Source organism: Streptomyces sp. H39-S7 (genome assembly GCF_027158205.1).
GTDB lineage: Bacteria > Actinomycetota > Actinomycetes > Streptomycetales > Streptomycetaceae > Actinacidiphila.
In genome coordinates, this window is sequence record NZ_JAPVLU010000007.1 from 186,554 (window position 1) to 206,714 (window position 20,161).

Here is a 20,161-nt window from a genome sequence, read left to right on the forward strand (position 1 = left end):
TCTGGGCACCTGTGCGTGGGGGTATCGGCACCATGTTCTGCAAGAGCCGCTGAACGTATGTCGAGTGCGCCGGCTGACGTTCTGCGACTCCCAACGTCTCAACCGCTTACTGCAGCTGCGCCGGGTCGTCGAGCCCGTCGCGTTGCCCTGGTCCGGGTCGCCATCGGTGTCCCGTTGCGACCTCGTCTCGAACTCACCCAAGCCCTGCAGATCTTCGTGCTCGCCGGCACCATAGAGCACTCGCTGCCTGCAACGGGTGGTCTCCGATCAGAGCGGCGCGCCGCTCTAGAACCCGGCGAGTAGCGGTCGCCTCAGGAGCTGCCGATACGGTTCGGAAGGTCGACACCATGCGAGATCACAGCGTCGTAGGTGATGAACAGCTGAGAAGGAGCGGACACCCGGATACTCTGAACCTTCATAGCACCGACGTGCTCCACGCTCATGACCCTACGGGAATAGGCGTCACTCTTCGATGAGTAGGCAAATGACTTTGCTTTGCGTTCACAGCCAGAATGGGTTCGTTGTTAGCCCGCATACTCCATTGAACTGGTAGGCATCCTTTGCTATGCGCATTTCGCCTTGGTATTTGTATGTCTTGGAAATTAAAGATATTTTTGCACGTCCTCCAAGGGACCAGGCGAGCTCTCGAATGCCGAGGGCTAGTTCTTCCGATGCGGTGGAATAGCGTATATTGCCGTCCTTCTTGATTGAACCGTCCCCGTCCATGAGGCCCCGAAGCAGTTCAAGGCGGTTCTCCGTGTCCGCCCGTAGGTAAATCTCCGGAATGAATTTCGTGTCCGACCTAGTTCCCCAGAGCCTCAAGGCTCTGAGCGCGGAGATAATGACATTTCGCCCAGTGGTGTTACGGCCGATCTGCGCCCCGCCCCAGTTCCCGACACTGATTCGAAATTTGATGTTATCTGGCTTGGGATTGGAAGGCTTGACGGTCACGCCTTCCGGTAAGATGGATGCAACACGTTGGACGATGGCTGAGTCACCACTTGCGAAGGTGAGAGTTTCGTCGGACAGGCTGCCCTCGGCGAGCAAGATTCCCATGAGGTAGGGGTGAATGGGAAGTTCGCTAGCAGCATCGTACGTAAACGAAACCGGCTTCGGTAAAAGAACTTGCCAATATTTCTTGTCGACTCTTTTCTTCATCTCCAGCGTAGAGACGATCTCAGTCTTCCGTCGGTTGTTAGAGTCCCGCGCCGATATCTCCCAGGCCTGGCCCAGGCTGGCCAACGCCTCGGTATCGTCCTGAAGTCGGATGCGGTAGATGTCGTTGACACCTCCTCGGTAGAGGGCCACGACCGTGGAGTCCTGGCCACAGGGGTCGATTAGCCGGTCGCCGATCGCGAGGTCCCGGTTGGCCACCCAGCCATGCGTGCTGAGAATCGGCGCCTCCAAGGGCAACCCCGCGGAATCCCGGTGCCTCTGTCGCGCGAGGGTGGCATCAACGGCCGGGCACGGGTTTGGACTGGGGGCGGGGGTGGTGAAGAGTGCCAGCTCCATCTGCCCAGATGCAACCTGTGTTGTTCTTGCCACGCTATCTCCTTGAAGTTGTGCAGCCGGTCAAGTGCGCCAGCCTGATGATGGAACAGGTTCCTCCTCATCTGGCCAGGTGGCCTAAGGTTTCATGATTGTTGTTCGCTCCCATCCGCCATAAGAAGATCACCAGTTGGCTGGCTGGTCGCCGGGTCGGGCAGATCCGGGTACCGGGCCAGGCCTCGGCCTCCACGTCCCGCCGACTTCGAGTGAGGTCGGTGTTTAGTGCGGTGAGGATCGCGGTGGGGCTGAAGTCGGTGAGGTGCTCGGTGATCGAGCAAGCTTGGCCGGGATGCCAATCGGTTGCGACGTGGGGCAGAGGCCAGCAGCCCGCTGGCGGCGTCGACGGTGACCTCGACGGAGGGCGCCGCACCCCGATCATCCGCAGCGGCGTGAACGCCGGAGATCGCTGCCCCTCCACGCTAAAGGCCGTACGTGAAGCCCTCCCCTCCCGAGGGCCTGGTCGACTTCAGCGCCATCGCGGACTGTCCCCTGTTGCGGATCTTGAAGGTGGGCAAGGTGACAGGGTGTTTGACACGCTGAGGGCTACCACCAGCGGTTCGGGCTGGTGCACGTGGACCACGACACCCAGGTCCGCACCCCCAAGGCCTCCTACGCCTGGTACCGCGACCTGATCGCCGCCCACCGGGCGGGCGGTGCGGGCTCCGGCGGCGGCGGGTGAGAACCCTTGGCGGCGCGCGGTGGCGTGGTTACACTCGCGCCAACATGAGCAGTACTCATGTTCTGCTGAACTGAGGAGAACTCATGGGCGCCGTGACCGCACGTCCGCCGGCCGCGCTCGAGGAACCCACGGTCCGGGTGCGGGCCGGCTGGACCGGCGCGCTGAGTCTGGCGAGCCTCGCGGTGTTCATGGCCTTCTTCACCCCGATCCAGATCCTGCTGCCGCTGCAACTGGAACACCTCGACGAGGCGCACAAGGGGGCGAACCTCGCGTGGGTGACCGGCGCCGGCGCGCTCGTCGCCGTGGTCGCGAATCCGCTGGCCGGTGCGCTGTCGGACCGTACGACCGGGCGCTGGGGCCGCCGCCGGCCGTGGATCGTCGGCGGCGCCCTCGTGGGCGCCGCCGGGCTGCTGGTCACCTCGGCGCAGCACACCCTGCCCGGCATCGTCGCCGGCTGGTGTCTGGCGCAGAGCGGTCTGAACGCGATGCTCGCCGGGGTCACGGCGCCGGTGGCCGACCAGGTACCGGTGGGGCAGCGCGCCGTGGTCTCCGGCTGGACGGGCATCATGCAGTCCTTCGGCCTGGTGCTGGGCGCGGTGCTGGTGACCACGGCCGTCTCCGGCGTCGGGCCCGGCTATCTGCTCACGGCGCTGCTGGCCGTCGCGCTGGCCCTGCCGTACGTGCTCTGCTTCCGGGAACCGGTCCTGCCGCGTGCCCTGCGTCCCGCCTTCCGCCTCCGGACACTGGTGGCCGGACTGTGGGTGGATCCGCGCGCGCACCCGGACTTCGGCTGGGCCTGGCTCAGCCGGTTCCTGATCAACCTCGGCAACGCCCTGGGCACGCTCTACCTGCTCTTCTACCTCACCGACGAGGTGCACCACCCGGACCCGGACACCGGCGTGCTGGTGCTGACCGTCATCTACACCGTCTCCGCCACCCTCACCGCGATCCCCGCGGGCATCGCGTCGGACCGCATCGGCCGGCGCAAGGTGTTCGTGGTCGTGTGCAGCGTGATCATGGCGGTGGCCGCCCTGCTGCTGGCCGCCGCCCACACCTGGACGGCGGTGATGGTCGCCGCCGCCGTGCTGGGGGCCGGGTTCGGCGTCTACCTCGCAGTCGACCAGGCACTGATCACCCAGGTGCTGCCGTCCGCCGCCGACCGGGCCAAGGACCTCGGCGTCATCAACATCGCCAACTCGGGCCCGCAGGTGCTGGCTCCCGCCGTCGCCGCGCCGATCGTCGCCCACCTCGGCGGCTATCCGGGCCTGTACGTCGCCACCGCCCTGGTGACCCTGCTCGGCGGTGCGCTGGTGCTGCGTATTGTCGGGGTGGACTGAGGATCACCGACGAACGCCAGAGACCGGACGCGGGCGCAGCGACGCGGCCGCGGAGAACCCCACGGAGCACCAGCACCATGTACCTCCCCGTACAGACGCACGTCGCCAACGGCACGGGCGTCATCGCCCTGGACCGGCCCGAGGCGCTCAACGCGCTCGACCTGACCATGGTCCGGGCGATGACCGAGGCCCTTGAGGCGTGGCGGCAGGACGACGGGATCCGGTCGGTCGTCGTCCGCAGCACCTCGCCGAAGGCGTTCTGCGCGGGCGGAGACATCCGGACGATCCGGGAGGCGAGCCTGCGCGGCGACCACGCGGCCGTGCGGCAGTACTTCGCCGCGGAGTACGGGCTCAACGCGCTGATCGCCGGCTACCCCAAGCCGTACACCGCGGTCATCGACGGGTTCGCGCTCGGCGGCGGGCTGGGGATCTCCGTGCACGGCACGGCGCGCGTGGTGACGGAGCGGGCGGCGCTGGCCATGCCCGAGACGGCCATCGGGTTCTTCCCCGACATCGGGGCGAGCTACTTCCTGCCCCGGCTGCCCGGCTCGGTCGGCCGGTACCTGGGGCTGACGGGCGCGCGGATCTCGGGCGCGGCCGCGGTGGGCTGCTCACTCGCCACGCACTACGCGCACTCCTCCGAACTGCCCGCGCTGGAGGAAGCGCTGACCGGCGGGGATGAGCCGGCCGCCGTGCTCGACCGGTTCGCGGTGGCGGCGCCCGCCTCCGAACTCAGCGCGCACCTCGGCGCCATCGACCGCTGCTTCTCCGCCCCTGAACCGGCGGAGGTCCTCGAGCGGCTGGCGGCGGAGGGCGGCGACTGGGCGGCCGAGACGCTGGCCGGACTGCGGCGCATGTCACCGACGAGCCTGTTCATCACCTTCGAGCTGCTGCGGCGCGGCGCCGGCTCCGACCTCGGCGCGTGCCTGGACAGGGAGCTGCGGCTGGCCTGCCGTACCGCCCGCGCCCATGACTTCACCGAGGGCGTGCGGGCCGCGCTGGTCGACAAGGACCGCGATCCGCGCTGGTCGCCGGAGCCGCTGACGGCCGTGGACCGCGCCGGGCTGCTGGACTGGTTCGACGCTTAGGCCCTGGGGCCGTCACCGCTCCCCGGATCCCAGGTCCGGGGAGCGGCGCTGTGTGCCGGGGTTGCCTCAGGTCACGGCTTGGGCAGGGTGCATCCCGGCAGGCTCAGGTTGATCTTGTTTCCGGCGGCGACGCAGTGGGTGATCTGGTATGTCTCCTCGGCGTAGTTGATGCCCTGGTGGACGGTGATGTTGCCGTTCTGGTCCACCTCGCACGGGTTGTCGAGGGTGCAGCGTCCGCCGTCCTCGTTGCCCGTGTTGTTGATGGCGACGACCTTGCCGGTCGCGGCGTCGACCACCGGGGAGCCCGAGGTGCCGCCGATGGTATTGCACGCCGCGGTGTAGCGGACAGAGTCCTTCCAGACCCAGCTGTCCTCGTGCAGCCGGTAGACGAAGGCGTCGACGTTGCAGCTGTAGATCCGCTTCCAGTAGCCGGACACCACCTTGATGGCGGTCCCGGCGACGGGGTGGGTCGCGGAGAGTTCGAGCGCTGCGATGCCGTAGCTCGACTGGATCTGCGCGTACGTGGTGTTCAGCTGGTACAGCGAGATGTCGGTGTCGGTCATGGTCGCGTAGGCGATCTTGGTGGCCCGCAGGGTGGCGACCTTGGTCCCGGCCGCGTTGAGCAGGCTGAACGTCCGGCTGGACGCGACGTTGACGATGGACTCGCCCGGATCCAGGAAGCCGCCGGACAGGCAGTGCCCGTTCGACATGACGATCGCGGGGTCGGTCGCCGCGGAGGCCGGCATCTTGATGAGTGAGCCCGAACAGTTGCTGAGTGCCACGGTGCCCGCGAAGTTGACCGCGACGGCCGCCTTCGCGGTGTGTGCGGGCGCCGCATCCCGGCTTGTGGCCGATGCGGACGCCGCACCGGTGCCTGTCAGCGCCGCACCGCTGAGCAGCAGGGCGGCCAAGACACCGACGAGAGGTCGTTTCATGTGGGGGTCCTCTCCAGACCGAAGTTCTTTCGGCATTGTCATGAGCATTGTCGGGACTGCTGATGGCCCGGGCAATAGGGCCTTGGGACCGGCCCGTTCGCGGTACGGCGGGTGCGTCATCATCGGTCCATGGACAGGACGCTGCGGGATGTCGCGGAAGTGGGGCCGTTCTTCGCCGTCAGGGCCGGGCCCGGAGAACCGCACGCACTCGGCTACCGGCCGCTCGCCGAGCTCTACGCGACGGATGCCGCGGACGCGCCGGACCCCGTACGGGAGCGGGCCGCGGACGTCGCCGCGCGGCTGGGTACGCCGGAGCTCCGGGTGGGCGCCTCGCTCGCCTTCCAGGGCCTGGCCGCCCGGCTGTGGTCGGTGGCGCTGGGCGCGGCCGTCCTGGCGGGCCGGGTTCCCGACCTGGCCGCCGACCGCCTGTGGTGGAATCCCGCCCTCACCGCCCCCGACGACCTCTGGCTGCCGGACCCTTCGGCCCTCCCCGGCCCCGTCGACCTCGCGGGGCAACTCGCCGACACGGTGCTGGCCGGCCATCTGGTCCCGCTGCACCGCGCGACCCGGGAGGCCTGTCCGATCGCCGACGGCCTGCTGTGGGGGAACGCCGGCTCCGCGCTGGCCGGCTCCGTGCGCGTGCTGCACACCTGGTGCGTCGCGCAGGGCCGGACCGCGCAGGCGCGCAGCGCCCTGAACCTCGCCGCGCGTCTCCTCCGGGAGCCGCCGCTGAACGGCACCGGGACGCTGGACCCCGCGAACGTCGGCTTTGTGCGGCGCAGTTGCTGCCTCTACTACCGGATCCCGGGCGGCGGACTGTGCGGGGACTGCGTGCTGCGCTGACCGGAGGAGGGCAGCCGGGCGGGGACGTCACCCCGCCGCCGATCGCGCGTACGGCGGCGGCGCCGGCCGTGACCGGCGCTCGGGCGGGTCGCCACCGGGGAGCGATCCGTCTTCGCTCGAACCGTACGCCTGGGCGATCCCCTGGTCAGCCGCCGTGCGCGCGCAGTCGTTCGTGGACGGTGCGGTCGGCGCCGGACCCGGCGCGCGCGCCGCGTACGCGGGTGCCGCCGTCGACCACCAGGTCCGTTCCGGTGACCCAGCAGGCGTCGTCGGAGACCAGCCACAGGACGGCGCGCGCGACGTCCTCCGGCTCGCCGATCCGGCCCATGGGCAGACCGGCGGCGATCTGCGGCTCGGCGTCCTCCCAGACGAAACGGGCCATCTCCGTGCGGATCAGGCCGGGGGAGACCGCGTTGACCCTCACGGTCGGGGCGAGTTCGCCGGCGAGCTGGCGGGTGAGGTGGAGCAGGGCGGCCTTGCTGGTGCCGTAGGCGCCGATGTTGGGGCCGACACCGTGTGCCCCCTCGGTACAGACGTTCACCACCGTGCCGCCGTGCTCGCGCATCCAGGCGCGCCACGCGCACTGGACCAGCCGCAGGGGACCGTCCACATTGACGGCGAAGGCCTCCCGCCAGGCGTCCGGATCGAGGTCGACGAGCGGGCCGAAGGGGGTGTTGGCCCCGGCGTTGTTGACCAGGATGTCCACCCCGCCGAACTCCTGGACCGCGAGCGTGACACACGCTTCCAGGTGCGCGGGGTCGCCCACCGACCCCGCCAGGCCGGCGGCCCGGCCGCCGCGTTCCCGTACCTCGGTGACGGCGGCGCGCAGGCCGTCCGGGTCGCGGGCGGTCAGGAGCACCGCCGCCCCGGCCTGGGCCAGGGCGTGCGCGACGGCCAGCCCGATACCGCGGGAGGCGCCCGTGACGAGCGCGGTCCTGCCGCCCAGCGGGGGAGCGGTGGCCTGTGAGGTCATGGTGCACCGTCTCATGACGGTACGTCAGTTCGGAAGCCGTCGGCACGGCCGCCCGGCCGGGACCGTGGCGCGGAAGCGGCCGTTCCTGTGCGAAGTCTTGACGTGCTCAAGGCGCCCGAGTTAACTCACGCCTCGAACTAAGCGCTAAATCAAGTTCTGAATTAAGTCACGCACCAGGGCAAGTGCCGAAGAAAGGCAACCGACCCATGCGCTCACACACCCGTCCCCACACGGGCAGCACCAAGCTTCTCCGTACCGGGCTCGCCCGCGCCGCCACCGTTCTGCTGGCATCGGCCGTCGCTGTCGTCACCCCCATGCTGGCCACTCCGCTCACCGCGCACGCGGCGGGCGAGAGCGTCCAGGTGTGGCTGACCACCACCTCCGACTCCGGCGGCCGCAACGTCGTCAAGGGGCTCGAACAGCAGGCGCCGATCGCCTTCTCCGCCGGCAGCGGTTCCGGCCAGTCCGTCACCGTCGACGAGAACACCCGCTACCAGCAGTTCGAGGGCGGGGGCGCGTCGTTCACCGACACCGCCGCCTGGCTGATGAACTCCAGCGGGGCACTGACGGCCACCACCCGCGACGCGGTGATGAAGAAGCTCTTCGACCCGGTGGACGGCATCGGCGTCGGCTTCCTGCGCAACCCCATGGGCGCCTCCGACCTGGCGCGCTCGAACTACACCTACGACGACATGCCCAGCGGGCAGACCGACGCGAGCCTGGCGCACTTCTCCATAGCCCACGACCTGGCCGACGTCCTGCCCCTCACCAAGCAGGCCCGCCAGCTCAACCCCGCCGTCAAGGTGATGGGCGTGCCCTGGAGCGCGCCGGCCTGGATGAAGGACAACGGCAGCATGAGCCTGGGCTGGCTGCAGGCCCAGTACTACTCCGCCTACGCGCAGTACTTCACGAAGTACCTCCAGGCGTACCAGGCGAACGGGGTGCCGGTCGACTACATCTCGGCGCAGAACGAGCCCACCTGCTGCGGAGGCTACCCGTCCATGCAGTGGAACGGCTCCGGCCTGGCGTCCTTCACCAAGAACAACCTGCTGCCCGCGCTGCACACCGCCGGGCTCCCCACCAAGGTCCTGGCCCTGGACTGGAACTGGGACCAGTACGACGCCTTCGCCGCCCCGACCCTCGACGACGCGGCGATCCGCAACGACCCCAACTTCGGCGGCATGGCCTGGCACGGCTACGGCGGCGACGTCGCCCAGCAGACCACCGTGCACAACAGGTACCCGGGCGTGAAGGCCTTCGACACCGAGCACTCCGGCGGCACCTGGATCGCCAACCAGCAGAAGGAGGACATGCACAACCTGATCGACTACACCCGCAACTGGGGACAGAGCTGGATCAAGTGGAGCCTGGCCGTCGACCAGAACATGGGACCGCACAACGGAGGCTGCGGCACCTGCACCGGCCTGGTCACCGTGCACAACGGCGACGGCCGCAGCGGACAGGTCGACTACACCGTCGAGTACTACACGATGGGCCACCTCACCAAGTTCGTGAAGCCCGGCGCCTACCGGATCGCCTCGACCGCCAACACCTCGGTGCCCAACGTCGTCTGGCGCAACCCGGACGGCTCGAAGGCGCTCATCGCCTACAACGACACGGGCAGCGCCCAGCCCGTCCGCGTCAACTGGGGCAACCAGTCCTTCGCGTACACCCTGCCCGCCGGTGCCTCGGCGACCTTCACCTGGACCGGGACCCCGGGCTCCGGGGGCGGCGGTTCCACCGGCGCGATCACCGGCATCGGCGGCAAGTGCGCCGACGTCGCCTCGGGCAGCAGCGCCAACGGTACCGCCGTCCAGCTCTGGGACTGCAACGGCAGCGCCGCCCAGCAGTGGACCGCCTCCGCCGGCACCTACCAGGCACTCGGCAAGTGCCTGGACCTGGCAGCCGGCGGCACCGCCAACGGCACCAAGGCCCAGCTGTACGACTGCAACGGCACCGGCGCCCAGCAGTGGCGGCCCGGCAGCGGTGGAACGCTGGTCAACCCGGTGTCCGGCAGATGCCTGGACGCCACCGGGGTGAGCTCCGCCAACGGGACCCGGCTGCAGATCTGGGACTGCGCCGGCGGCACCAACCAGCAGTGGACCGTCCCCGCGGCCTGACCTGCACGTAGGCTTCCGGGTGTCACCACAAGCCCAGCAGGAAGAGGCCGCACCGTGTTCGCTCTGCACGCGCAGTGGAGAGCGGATCAGCGGCTCGCCCTGTGGGCCGAGGACTCCCGGCAGCCGCCGGTCCCCGCGCCGGGCCACCCGTACGCCGTCCCCGGATCCGCCGTCGCCGAGCTGCTCGGCGACGGCGGACCCGCGCTCGGCTGGCTCGCCGGACGGGCCGGTGCGGGCGCCACCGGTCTGCTGCTCCCCACCCGTGACGGCGCGCCGCTGCCCTCGCCGGAGCTCGGCGGGCCCACCGCCGTCCAGGGCGTGCCCCTCGCACCGTGGACCGTTCCCTGCCTGCTCTTCGAGCCCGCGGACGCCGCTCTGCTGCTGGGCGAGCTGTCCGCCGCGGGACTGCCCGAAGCGCCCTACGGCGCCTCGCTGCGCTGGCTGATCGCCGCCCACGACCTGGCCTGGCGCACCGTCGGACGGGGCAGACTGCTGCCCGTGCTGGCCGACGAGGCCGGAGCGCCGTACGCCCGCTGGCGCCCGGTCCGCGACGACGCCGGCTGGCAGGAGGCCGGCGAGCTCGCCGCCGCCGCTCCGCGGGAGTGCCACGCCGGGCACCACGACGGCCGGCCCGACGGCCGCACCGCCGCCACGATCCTCACCGACCTGCTCGACGTCCTCACCGACCGCGAGGCCCGCGCGGTCCTCGACGACGAACCCGAGCTGCTGCGCACCGCACGCGGCCGGCGGCCGGCCATGACCGCCACCGAGCTGTGGCTGCGGGCCCTCACCTCACCGACCGGCCGGATCGAGGGCGCCGACCCCGCCGAGCTGGCCGAACTGGCGGATCAGCTCACGGCCTGGCACCGCTCCGAGCCGCCCGTCCACGGCCCGCTGCGGGTCTGCTTCCGGCTCGTCGAACCGGTGGGACCCGACCCGGCGGACCCGCGCGGACACCCGTCCGACGACAACTGGCGGCTGGACTTCCTGCTGCAGGCGGCCGACGAGCCGTCGCTGATGGTCCACGCCGACGACGTCTGGAGCGAGGGCCCCGCCCTCAGCGCCCTGGAGCGCAAGACCGCCCGCCCCCAGGAGGCCCTGCTGTCCGGCCTGGACCGGGCCGGGCGCGCGTACCCCGAGCTGCACCGGGCGCTGCGCGGCAACCGGCCCGCCGGGCTGCCGCTGGACCGGGTCGGCGCCCTCGGCTTCCTGCGGGACGCCGCCCCCGCACTGACCGACGCGGGCTTCGGCGTCCTGCTGCCCACCTGGTGGCAGCGCCCGCAGAAGCTCGGCATGGCCCTGACCGTGCGCACCCCGCAGCCCGGCGCCGTCGACATCGGCAGCCTGGCCGACCAGGACGCCATCGTCGCCTTCCGCTGGCAGGCCGCGCTCGGTGACCAGCCGCTGACCGCCGCGGAACTCACCGAGCTGGCCGCCGCCAAGCAGCCCCTGATCCGGATCAGGGGCCAGTGGACCGAGGTCGACCCGGACCGGATCGCCGCCGCCCTCGCCTTCCTCGAACGCGACGGCAGCGGCGCGACGGACTCCGGGAGGATCCTGCGGATCGCGCTCGACCCGGACGCCACGGCGGGCGGCCTGCCCGTCGCCTCCGTCAGCGCCGACGGCCGGCTCGGAGAACTGCTCTCCGGCACCGCGGACCAGCGGCTGCGCCCGGTCGCCGTGCCCGAGGGGTTCGGCTCGACGCTGCGCCCGTACCAGGAGCGGGGGCTGGCCTGGCTCAGGTTCCTGTCGGAGCTGGGGATCGGCGCGGTCCTCGCCGACGACATGGGGCTCGGCAAGACCGCCCAGGCGCTGGCGCTGCTCGCGGTGGAGCACGCCGAGCGGTCCGAACGCGCTGAGCGGGCCGAACGCGTCGAGCAGGCGGGACGTGCCGAGGGACGTGCCGAGCCCACGGCGCGGGTCCGGCCGACGCTGCTGGTCTGCCCGATGTCGCTGGTCGGCAACTGGCGACGCGAGACCGCCCGGTTCGCCCCGATGCTGCGGGTCTACGTCCACCACGGCGCCGGCCGGCTGTCCGGCCCCGAGCTGCGGGAAGCGGTCGCCGACGCCGATCTGGTGATCACCACGTACGGGCTGGTGCAGCGCGACACCGAGGCGCTCACGCAGACCGCGTGGCGGCGCGTCATCATCGACGAGGCGCAGCACGTCAAGAACTCCGCCACCCGTCAGTACCGGGCGGTCCGCGAACTGACCGCCGACCACCGCATCGCACTCACCGGCACCCCGGTGGAGAACCGCTTGGCCGAACTGCACGCCATCCTGGACTTCGCCAACCCCGGGCTGTTCGGCTCGGCGATCCGTTTCAAGGAGCGGTACGCCGTCCCCATCGAGCGCGACGGCAGCGAGGCCGCCGCGCAGGCGCTGCGCAAGCGCACCCGGCCGTTCGTCCTGCGGCGGCTCAAGAGCGATCCGGCCATCTCGCGGGAGCTGCCCGCCAAGCAGGAGATGACGGTGCTGTGCAATCTCACCGCCGAACAGGCGGCGCTGTACCAGGCGGTCGTGACGGACCTGCTGCAGCAGATCAAGGAGAGCCGTGGCATCGAGCGCAAGGGCCTGGTGCTGGCGTCGCTGAGCAAGCTCAAGCAGGTGTGCAACCACCCCGCGCAGTTCGCGCACGACGGCTCGCCCCTGGCGGGTCGCTCGGGGAAGGTGGCCCGGCTGGAGGAGACGCTGGAGGAGGCGCTCGCCGAGGGCGACAAGACGCTGTGCTTCACGCAGTTCGCCGAGTTCGGCTCCCTGCTGCAGGGCCACCTGGCCGAGCGGCTGGACACCGACGTCCTGTTCCTGCACGGCGGTGTGCCCCAGCGGGCCCGCGACGAGATGATCGAACGCTTCCAGGACCGGGACGGCCCCTCGGTGTTCCTGCTCTCCCTGAAGGCCGGCGGCACCGGCCTGAACCTGACGGCGGCCAACCAGGTCATCCACGTCGACCGGTGGTGGAACCCGGCGGTCGAGGAGCAGGCCACCGACCGGGCCTTCCGGATCGGTCAGCGCCGCGACGTCCAGGTCCGCAAGTTCGTGTGCGTGGGCACCGTGGAGGAGCGCATCGACGCGATGATCGAGGCGAAGCGGACCGTGGCCAGAGCGGCGGTCGGCTCCGGTGAGGGCTGGCTGACGGAGCTGTCGACCGAGGCGCTGTACGACCTGGTCGGTCTCGGCGCCGACGCGGTGAGCGAGTGACGGCGCGGCCGGGGCTTCCCGGCAGGACGCGTTCGTGGTCCGGACGGTTCGCCGAGCGGCTGGAGGCCATCGGCACCACCGTGCCGTCGGGTCCGCCCGCCGCCGGAGTGACCGAGCTGGAAGTGGAGGCCGGCGCCGCGACCGCCCGGGTCAGGGAGCGGCAGGCGCGTTACGACGTGCGGATCGCGCTGGCGGAGTTCACTCCCGCGCAGTGGACCCGCGCCGCGCGGGCCATGTCCGCCGACCCGGACTGCCGGGCGCGGCTGCTCGACAACGAACTGGCCCCCGACGCGGAGGACCTCTTCGCACGGGCCGGCCTGCGGCTCTTCCCCGCGCGGACCCCGGACCTCGTGATGGAGTGCTCGTGCCCCGACTGGGCGCTGCCCTGCGCCCATCTCAGCGCGGTCCTGCGGAGCCTGGCCGACGCGTTCGACGCCGATCCGTATCTTGTCCTGACCTGGCGCGGGCGTACCCGCGAGGAACTGCTGAAGGAGCTGCCGCCCGCGGTGCCGCGGCGCGAGCCGGCGGACTCCGCGCTGCTGCTGCTCGGCCGGCCCGGGATCACCGTCCGCGGCCGCAACCTGACCGAGGTATTGGGTCCGGCCTATGAGGCGTTCACCGGCTGGTGACGCGCGCACGGAAGGGATCGGATATCCGATGTCCCGCTGTGACCGCGGCTATTGGTCGTGGTTCGCGCGCCCGTTCTAGGCTCCGATCATGGCATTCGAGATCGTCAAGGAAAGCATCACCCTTCCGTCGGACGACGGTTCCCTGGCCGCCCACCTGGTCCGTCCGCGGACCCCCGGCGACTACCCGGGCGTGGTCGTCGCCTTCGAGATCTTCGGTCTGACCGCGCACATCCGTGACGTCGCGGAGCGGATCGCCCGGCTTGGATACCGCGTCGTCGTGCCGGACTTCTACCACCGGGCCGGAACGGGCATCGATCTCACCGACGACCCGGACGGCCGTCGCAAGGGCCTGGAACTCAGCGGCCGGCTCACGCGTGAGGAGGCCGTGGAGGACATCGGCGCGGCCGTTCACCACCTGCGGGCCGCAGGTGCCCCGTCCGTCGGGATGATCGGCTTCAGTTTCGGCGGCCACCTCGCCTATCTGGGCGCCACACGGTTCGACCTCGCCGCGGCCGCGGTCTTCTACGCGGGATGGCTGGGCAGCGACGCCATCGGGCTCGGCCGGCCGGAGCCGACCCTCGGCCTCACCGAGGGCATCGCCGAGCACGGCGGCCGGCTGGCGTTCTTCGTCGGCGACGAGGACCACGCGGTCCCCGCCGCGGACCGCGCCGCGATCGCCGCCCGGCTGGCGGAGGCGGGCGTCCGGCACGAGTTCACCGTCTACCCCGGGGTACCGCACGGCTTCTTCTGCGACGTCCGCGACACCTATCGCGAGGAGGCCGCGGACGACGCGTGGCTCCGCGTCCAGCAGCTCTTCGCGGCGGAACTCCCGCGACCCGCGTAGCGCCCCCGCAGCGCCGGCCGGCTGCCGGTGCCCGGGACGTCGTCCCCGAACTCCGGCAGCAGCCATGCCACTTGAGGTCGGATGTGTCCTCACGCCGGCCCCCACGTGTAACGAACTCCCCACCTTCCGTCGAACAATCGGGCTCAACCGGTCCGATCTCTTGACGCAATTGGAAGGTTTCTTTACCGTCCATGGCGGTAGAGGTTCGGCCCATCCGCCGTGGTCCACTCGGTGCTTTGTCATGGCCTGGTTTGTCATGTCTTGATCAAGGACTGGGCCGAGCACGGATCCCGTAGGAGGACGCGCAATGCCGAGGCACCCCACCCCTCGCCGCTTCACCCCGAGAGCCCTGATCGCCGCAGGAGCGGTCACGGCCACCGCTGCCGGACTGCTCGTGGCCGTCGCCGGAACGGGCAGTGCCGCACCCGTACTGCTCAGCCAGGGCAAGCCCGCCACCTCGTCGTCCGACGGCGGCACCGGATACGCCGCGAAACTCGCGTTCGACGGCGACACCGCGACGCGCTGGGCGAGTGTCAAGAACGTCGACCCCCAGTGGATCAGAGTCGATCTGGGCGCGACCGCCGCGATCAGCTCGGTCAAGCTGATCTGGGACCTGTCCTGCGCCACCGCGTACAAGGTCGAGTTCTCGACGGACGGCACCACCTGGAAGAGCGTCTATTCGACCAGTGCGGGCGACGGCGGCACCGACGACCTCGCGGTCACCGGCACCGCCCGCTACGTCCGGACCACCGGCACGGCGCGCTGCCGCTCCACGATGGGCTACTCGCTGCAGGAGTTCCAGGTCTTCGGCGGCGGCAGCGCCGATACCCAGCCGCCCACCACCCCGGGCAGCCTGCACTCCACCGGTACGACGCCGACCAGCGCCGCGCTCGCCTGGAACGCCTCGACGGACGACACGGCCGTCACGGCGTACGACATCTACAACGACGGCAACAAGATCGCGGAGGCGGCCGGCAGCGCCACCACCAAGAACGTCACCGGGCTGACCCCCAACACCGCCTACCGCTTCACCGTCTTCGCACGTGACGCCGCGGGCAATGTCTCCCAGGCCAGCAACCTGGCCACCGTCAGCACCCCGCCCAGCTCCGACACGCAGCCGCCCACCGCGCCCACCGGACTCGCCGTCACCGGGACGACCTCCGGCAGCGCCTCCCTCAAGTGGGCGGCCGCGACCGACGACACGGGCGTGACCGGCTACGACATCTACAACGGCACGGACGTCATCCTGCCCGGCGTCACCGGCACCACCGCAACGGTCTCCGGACTCGCGGCCGACACTTCGTACACCTTCACCGTGAAGGCCAAGGACGCGGCGGGCAATGTCTCGCCGGCCAGCAACCAGGTCACGGCGAAGACCCTGCCCGACAGTGGCAGCGACAAGACCCCGTCCAGCATCAAGACCGTCTCCACCGGCTGGACGATCCCCTGGGGCATGAGCTGGCTGCCCGACGGCTCCGCGCTCATCACCGAGCGCGACTCGTTCAAGGTCTTCAAGCTCACCCAGGCCGGAGCGAAGACCCAGATCGGCACCGTGCCGAACGCCGTCACCACCGGTGGCGAGGGCGGCCTGCTCGGTATCGCGGTCTCGCCAAACTGGAGCAGCGACCACTACGTCTACATCATGCACAGCGCCTCGGAAGGCAACCGGATCGTCCGGATGACCTATGACGGCTCGACGCTGAACGGCTACACCCAGCTGGTCGGCGGCATCAAGAAGAACAAGTACCACAACGGCGGGCGCCTCAAGTTCGGCCCCGACGGCTACCTCTACGCCACCACGGGCGAGGCCCAGACCCCGGACCTCGCGCAGGACAAGAACTCCCTCAACGGCAAGATCCTGCGGATGACCACCGCGGGCAAGGCCGCCCCCGGCAACCCGTTCGGGACCCTCATCTACTCCTACGGTCACCGCAACCCGCAGGGCATCACCTGGGACCCGCAGGGCCGCCTTTGGGAGGCCGAGTTCGGCAATTCCACGTATGACGAACTGAATCTGATCACTCCGGGCGCCAACTACGGCTGGCCCACCTGCGAAGGCAAGTGCTCCACTTCCGGAATGACCAACCCCAAGGTCCAGTGGCCGGTCACCCAGGCGTCGCCCAGTGCCATCGCCTACTCCGACGGCGCCATCTACATGGCGGCGCTCAAGGGCCAGCGGCTGTGGCGCGTCCCGGTCAGCGGGACCACCGCGGGCACCCCGGCCGCGTACTACGTCAACCAGTACGGCCGGCTGCGGACCGTCGAGAAGATCCCCGGCAAGAGCGCGCTGTGGCTCTCCACGACCAACTGCGACAACAACGGCAACGCCGCGGACGGCGCGGACAAGGTCTTCCAGATCGAGCTGAAGTAGCGCGCACGCGCCAACCGGGCCGGGGCCGTGAGGCGCCCGGCCGCAGACCGCCGGGCGGGGAGCAGGGGGCCCCGCCCGGCTTCGCGTTTCCCCGGGCGCGGCGGGCGCGTCACCCCTTTGGCGGTCGGACCGGGTGAACTCCTTCACGGACTGTTCGACCCGCGGGCCCCCGCACTTTCCGCGCACTGGGCATGAATTGAGGCAGTGGCGGGAACGCGCACACCCCGCGCGGCAGCCGGTCGTGCGGGAGACCGGGTGCCGGGACACGCTTACGCTGGGCGGACCGTCGCATCGCCGTTACCCGGTCGTTGCCGTATCGAGACCATCTGCACCGAGGAGGGGCCATGTCACTTGCCCAGGTCGAACGGGTCAAGTGGCAGCCGGGGTGGCAGCGGACCTCGGTACGGTCCATCGCCGTCCTGATCCCGCTGCTCGCCCTCGCGGTCCTCGCGGGCCGCAAGTGGTCCCTCATCGGCTCCAGCGCCGACCAGCTCGGTGCCGCCGACCGCCAGTGGCTGGCCGTCGCGGCGGCCGCCGCCGTCATGACCTGGATCTGCTCGGCCACCGCCCAGCAGGGCGCGGTGGTGGAGTCGCTGCCTCCCGGACGGCTGCTCGCCACCCAGTTCGCCGCGTCCGCCGCCAACCACCTGCTGCCGGCCGGGGTCGGCGGCAACGCCGTCAACCTGCGGTTCCTGCTCCGCCGCGGACTGCCGCCCGGCCGCTCGGCCGCCGCGCTCGCGGTGCGCGCCGTGGCCGCCGCGGTGGTGCGCGTCGCCATGCTCCTGATACTGCTCGCCGTCTTCCCGCACGCCCTCAAGGTCGACCGGGTCGCGCCGACCGGCCCCGCCCACCCCTTCCTCATCGTCTCGGTGGTGGCGGGCTGCGCCCTGGGCGCCGCCGTGCTGCTGCTCCTTGCGCGCCGGGTCCGGCAGCGCGTGCGCGCCTTCTTCGGCACCGTGGCGGTCGACGTGCGGGCGCTGCACTGCAAGTCCGCGCGGGTCGCGGCCCTGTGGGGCGGATCGCTGGCCTTCCCGGTGATGCACGCCGCCGTGCTGGTGGCGGTGATCCAGGCGCTGAACGCTCCCGTGCCGGTCAGCGGAGTCGTCCTCGCGTACCTCTTCGCGAGCACCGCCGCCGCCTGGCTGCCCGCCCCCGGCGGCCTCGGTTCCCTCGACGCCGCCCTCGCCTTCACCCTGGTGACCGCCGGCGCCTCCGCCGTCATGGCCACGTCGGCCGTCCTCGGCTACCGGCTCGTGACGGTCTGGCTGCCCCTGATCCCCGGCGTCCTGGTACTCGCCGCGCTGGTACGGCGCCGCGTGCTCTGAGCCCCTGCGGGGCCGGGGACGGCCGGGAGTAGGGTGCCTCCTCATGGGGGAAGCACGGGGCGACGCGGCAGGCCGGGGGCGGGTCCTCGTCGTCGACGACGACGCGGCGATCCGCCGTTCGCTCGGCCGCGGACTGCGCCTGGACGGCTTCCGCGTCACCGAGGCGGACGGCGGGCGGGCGGCGCTCGCCGGGGTGCGGGACGACCCGCCGGACGTGGTGGTGCTGGACATCTCCCTGCCGGACATCAGCGGCATCGAGGTGTGCCGGACGCTGCGCGAGGACGGCAGCGACCTGCCCGTGCTGATGCTGTCGGCGCTGGACGAGGTGGCCGACCGGGTCGCCGGGCTGCAGGCGGGCGGCGACGACTACCTCGTCAAGCCGTTCGCCCTCGACGAGCTGGTGCTGCGGCTGCACGCGCTGCTGCGCCGCCGCCCGCCCCGGCCCGCCGACACCGTGCGCGCCGGCGGGCTGCTTCTCGACCCGGCGGCCCGCACCGCGCACCTGGACGGCGCCGAGCTGCACCTCACCCGCCGTGAGTTCGAGCTGTTGGAGATCCTGGCCCGCAACGCGGGGATCGTGCTCACCCGCGACCAGCTGCTCGACCGGGTCTGGGGGTACGACTTCGAGGTGCGGACCGACGCCGTCGACACCTTCGTCAGCTATCTGCGCCGCAAACTGGAGGCCGGCGGCCGGTCGAGGATCCTGCACACCGTGCGCGGTGTCGGCTTCGTGCTGCGCGACAGCCCGGCGGACGGCCGGCGATGACCCTGCGGCTCTCGACGCGGATCGCGATAGCCGTCGGCGTGCTCGTTCCGCTCCTCGTGCTCGCGTCGGGCTGGCTGCTGGTGCGGCTGGTCGCGAACGACCTGCACGCCCAGGCCGACGCCCATCTGCGGGAGCGCGCGGCGGCGATGGCGCAGGACGCCCGCAACCTGCTGCGCGTCACCGCGGCGGACCGGTCGGCCGCCGCCGAGCAGGCCAAGGAGAAGCGGCTGTTCACCTCGGCGCTGGACGTCGGCATCCGGCTCGTCGGCCCGGACGGCACCGTGTCCGGCGGCCCGCAGCCCGGCCCGTCCTTCACGCTGCCCGCCGACGCTTCCCGTCCCGCCACGGTCCGCGACGGGCAGCGCGGCTGGCGGGTGCTGTCGGTGCCGGTGGTCTCCAAGCGCCCGGCGGCGACCGGCACCCTCTGGGTCTTCTCGCCGGACACCGCGAGCCAGTCGCAGATCCAGCTCGTGCGGCGGCGGGTGGTGACGGTGGCCCTGCTCGGCGCACCCCTGGCCGCGGCCGTCACCTGGCTCGCCGCCACCGCCGCCGTCCGCCCGCTGCGCCGGCTCCAACGGCGGGCCGCGGGGCTCGACCCGGACACCAGCGCGGTCCGGCTCGACCACGAACCATCCCGGATCACGGAGGTCGACGACCTGGCGCGGACGCTGCGGACGGTGCTGTCCCGCTACGACGAACAGGCCGCGCGCACCGCCGAGGCGCTCGCCACGGCCCGTTCCTTCTCCGCCGCGGCCTCGCACGAACTGCGGACCCCGCTGATGAGCATGCGCATCGACCTGGACGTCCTGGGCGGCCATCCGGATCTCGACCCCGCCGAGCGCGCCGAGATCGTGGCCGACCTCAGCCGGGAGCACGCCCGGCTGCTCGACCTGCTGGTGATGCTCCGGGCGCTGGCCCAGGGCGACCTGGTGGAGGCCGACGCGTTCGGTCCCGTCGACCTCGCCGAGGTGGTGGAGTCCGCTGCCGCGGCGCTGCGCGGCAGCCGGTCGGGAACGGCGCCGACCGTGCGGAGCGGGCCCGGGCTCGTGGTCCACGGATGGGAGCCGGGGCTCCGCTCGGCCGTCGACAACCTGCTGGTGAACGCGTTGACGCACGGGGGCGGCGCCGTCGACGTGACGCTGCGCGCCGAACGGGAGGCGGTGGTGCTCACCGTGGACGACGACGGGCCCGGCGTGCCGCCGGAGTCCCGCCAGCGGGTCTTCGAGCGCTTCCGGCGCGGACCCGACAGCCCCGGGTCCGGCCTCGGTCTGACCCTCGTCGCCCAGCAGATCGCCCTGCACCGGGGCACGATCCGCGTCGTGGACCGGCCGGGCGGCTCCGGCGGGGCCCGCTTCGAGGTGCGGCTCCCGCTGACCGTGGCCGGCCGGCCCGGCTCCGGACTCCCGTCGCGCAGGGACTGGTTGACGGCGGAACCGGCGGACCTTCGGGGTCCACAAGGTTTCCACAAAGACCGCTCCTAGCGTCGTCCCGCGGCCGGGCAC

Annotated in this window: 14 protein-coding genes and 1 pseudogene; 12 read left to right on the plus strand and 3 right to left on the minus strand. The window is 71.4% G+C overall.

Features of this window, described 5'->3' with window-relative positions; all coding sequences use genetic code 11:
• Positions 1 to 501 precede the first annotated feature (501 nt).
• Positions 502 to 1,545, minus strand: coding sequence for an LAGLIDADG family homing endonuclease (locus O3X23_RS09170; protein ID WP_269270738.1), 1,044 nt, complete (start codon positions 1,543 to 1,545; stop codon positions 502 to 504).
• Positions 1,546 to 2,083: 538 nt separating this feature from the next.
• Here O3X23_RS09170 and O3X23_RS09175 point away from each other — a divergent pair.
• The 3 genes and pseudogenes from O3X23_RS09175 to O3X23_RS09185 all read left to right on the plus strand — a co-directional run.
• A pseudogene (locus O3X23_RS09175) lies at positions 2,084 to 2,227 on the plus strand (family 1 glycosylhydrolase); the annotation flags it as partial.
• Between the two features lie 83 nt (positions 2,228 to 2,310).
• Complete coding sequence (locus O3X23_RS09180) at positions 2,311 to 3,564, plus strand: MFS transporter (protein ID WP_269270739.1); 1,254 nt, start codon at positions 2,311 to 2,313, stop codon at positions 3,562 to 3,564.
• A 77-nt stretch (positions 3,565 to 3,641) separates the two neighbouring features.
• On the plus strand, positions 3,642 to 4,652 hold the full coding sequence (locus O3X23_RS09185) for an enoyl-CoA hydratase/isomerase family protein (RefSeq protein ID WP_269270740.1): 1,011 nt from the start codon (positions 3,642 to 3,644) through the stop codon (positions 4,650 to 4,652).
• A gap of 71 nt (positions 4,653 to 4,723) precedes the next feature.
• Here the strand turns inward: O3X23_RS09185 and O3X23_RS09190 are convergent, their stop codons facing one another.
• The gene (locus O3X23_RS09190; RefSeq protein ID WP_269270741.1) at positions 4,724 to 5,587 is read right to left on the minus strand and encodes a S1 family peptidase; all 864 of its coding nucleotides are present in this window, start codon (positions 5,585 to 5,587) and stop codon (positions 4,724 to 4,726) included.
• Positions 5,588 to 5,716: 129 nt separating this feature from the next.
• On the opposite strand from O3X23_RS09190, the gene O3X23_RS09195 reads away from it, so the two are divergent.
• Entirely contained in the window at positions 5,717 to 6,430 is a 714-nt protein-coding gene (locus O3X23_RS09195) for a (2Fe-2S)-binding protein (RefSeq protein ID WP_269270742.1), read from the plus strand.
• Positions 6,431 to 6,575: 145 nt separating this feature from the next.
• Here O3X23_RS09195 and O3X23_RS09200 read toward each other — a convergent pair whose 3' ends face one another.
• Entirely contained in the window at positions 6,576 to 7,403 is an 828-nt protein-coding gene (locus tag O3X23_RS09200; RefSeq protein WP_269270743.1) for an SDR family oxidoreductase, read from the minus strand.
• 206 nt (positions 7,404 to 7,609) lie between these two features.
• On the opposite strand from O3X23_RS09200, the gene O3X23_RS09205 reads away from it, so the two are divergent.
• The 8 genes from O3X23_RS09205 to O3X23_RS09240 all read left to right on the plus strand — a co-directional run bounded on the left by O3X23_RS09205 (position 7,610) and on the right by O3X23_RS09240 (position 20,140).
• Positions 7,610 to 9,523 carry an RICIN domain-containing protein gene (locus tag O3X23_RS09205; protein ID WP_443047801.1) on the plus strand — a complete coding sequence of 638 codons (1,914 nt, stop codon included), beginning with the start codon at positions 7,610 to 7,612 and terminating at the stop codon, positions 9,521 to 9,523.
• Positions 9,524 to 9,577: 54 nt separating this feature from the next.
• Positions 9,578 to 12,724 carry a DEAD/DEAH box helicase gene (locus O3X23_RS09210; RefSeq protein ID WP_269270744.1) on the plus strand — a complete coding sequence of 1,049 codons (3,147 nt, stop codon included), beginning with the start codon at positions 9,578 to 9,580 and terminating at the stop codon, positions 12,722 to 12,724.
• Entirely contained in the window at positions 12,721 to 13,353 is a 633-nt protein-coding gene (locus O3X23_RS09215) for an SWIM zinc finger family protein (RefSeq protein ID WP_269270745.1), read from the plus strand. Before O3X23_RS09210 ends, O3X23_RS09215 begins: the two co-directional genes overlap by 4 nt.
• An 88-nt stretch (positions 13,354 to 13,441) precedes the next feature.
• Complete coding sequence (locus O3X23_RS09220; RefSeq protein WP_269270746.1) at positions 13,442 to 14,197, plus strand: dienelactone hydrolase family protein; 756 nt, start codon at positions 13,442 to 13,444, stop codon at positions 14,195 to 14,197.
• A gap of 307 nt (positions 14,198 to 14,504) precedes the next feature.
• A complete protein-coding gene (locus O3X23_RS09225) occupies positions 14,505 to 16,568 on the plus strand; it encodes a PQQ-dependent sugar dehydrogenase (RefSeq protein WP_269270747.1) in 2,064 nt (687 codons plus the stop codon).
• A gap of 344 nt (positions 16,569 to 16,912) precedes the next feature.
• Complete coding sequence (locus O3X23_RS09230; protein ID WP_269270748.1) at positions 16,913 to 17,893, plus strand: lysylphosphatidylglycerol synthase transmembrane domain-containing protein; 981 nt, start codon at positions 16,913 to 16,915, stop codon at positions 17,891 to 17,893.
• 43 nt (positions 17,894 to 17,936) lie between these two features.
• A complete protein-coding gene (locus tag O3X23_RS09235) occupies positions 17,937 to 18,659 on the plus strand; it encodes a response regulator transcription factor (protein ID WP_269270749.1) in 723 nt (240 codons plus the stop codon).
• Positions 18,656 to 20,140 (plus strand): sensor histidine kinase, encoded by a 1,485-nt coding sequence (locus O3X23_RS09240; RefSeq protein ID WP_331283892.1) that lies wholly within the window; start codon positions 18,656 to 18,658, stop codon positions 20,138 to 20,140. The genes O3X23_RS09235 and O3X23_RS09240 overlap by 4 nt, the downstream gene beginning before the upstream one ends.
• Positions 20,141 to 20,161 lie beyond the last annotated feature (21 nt).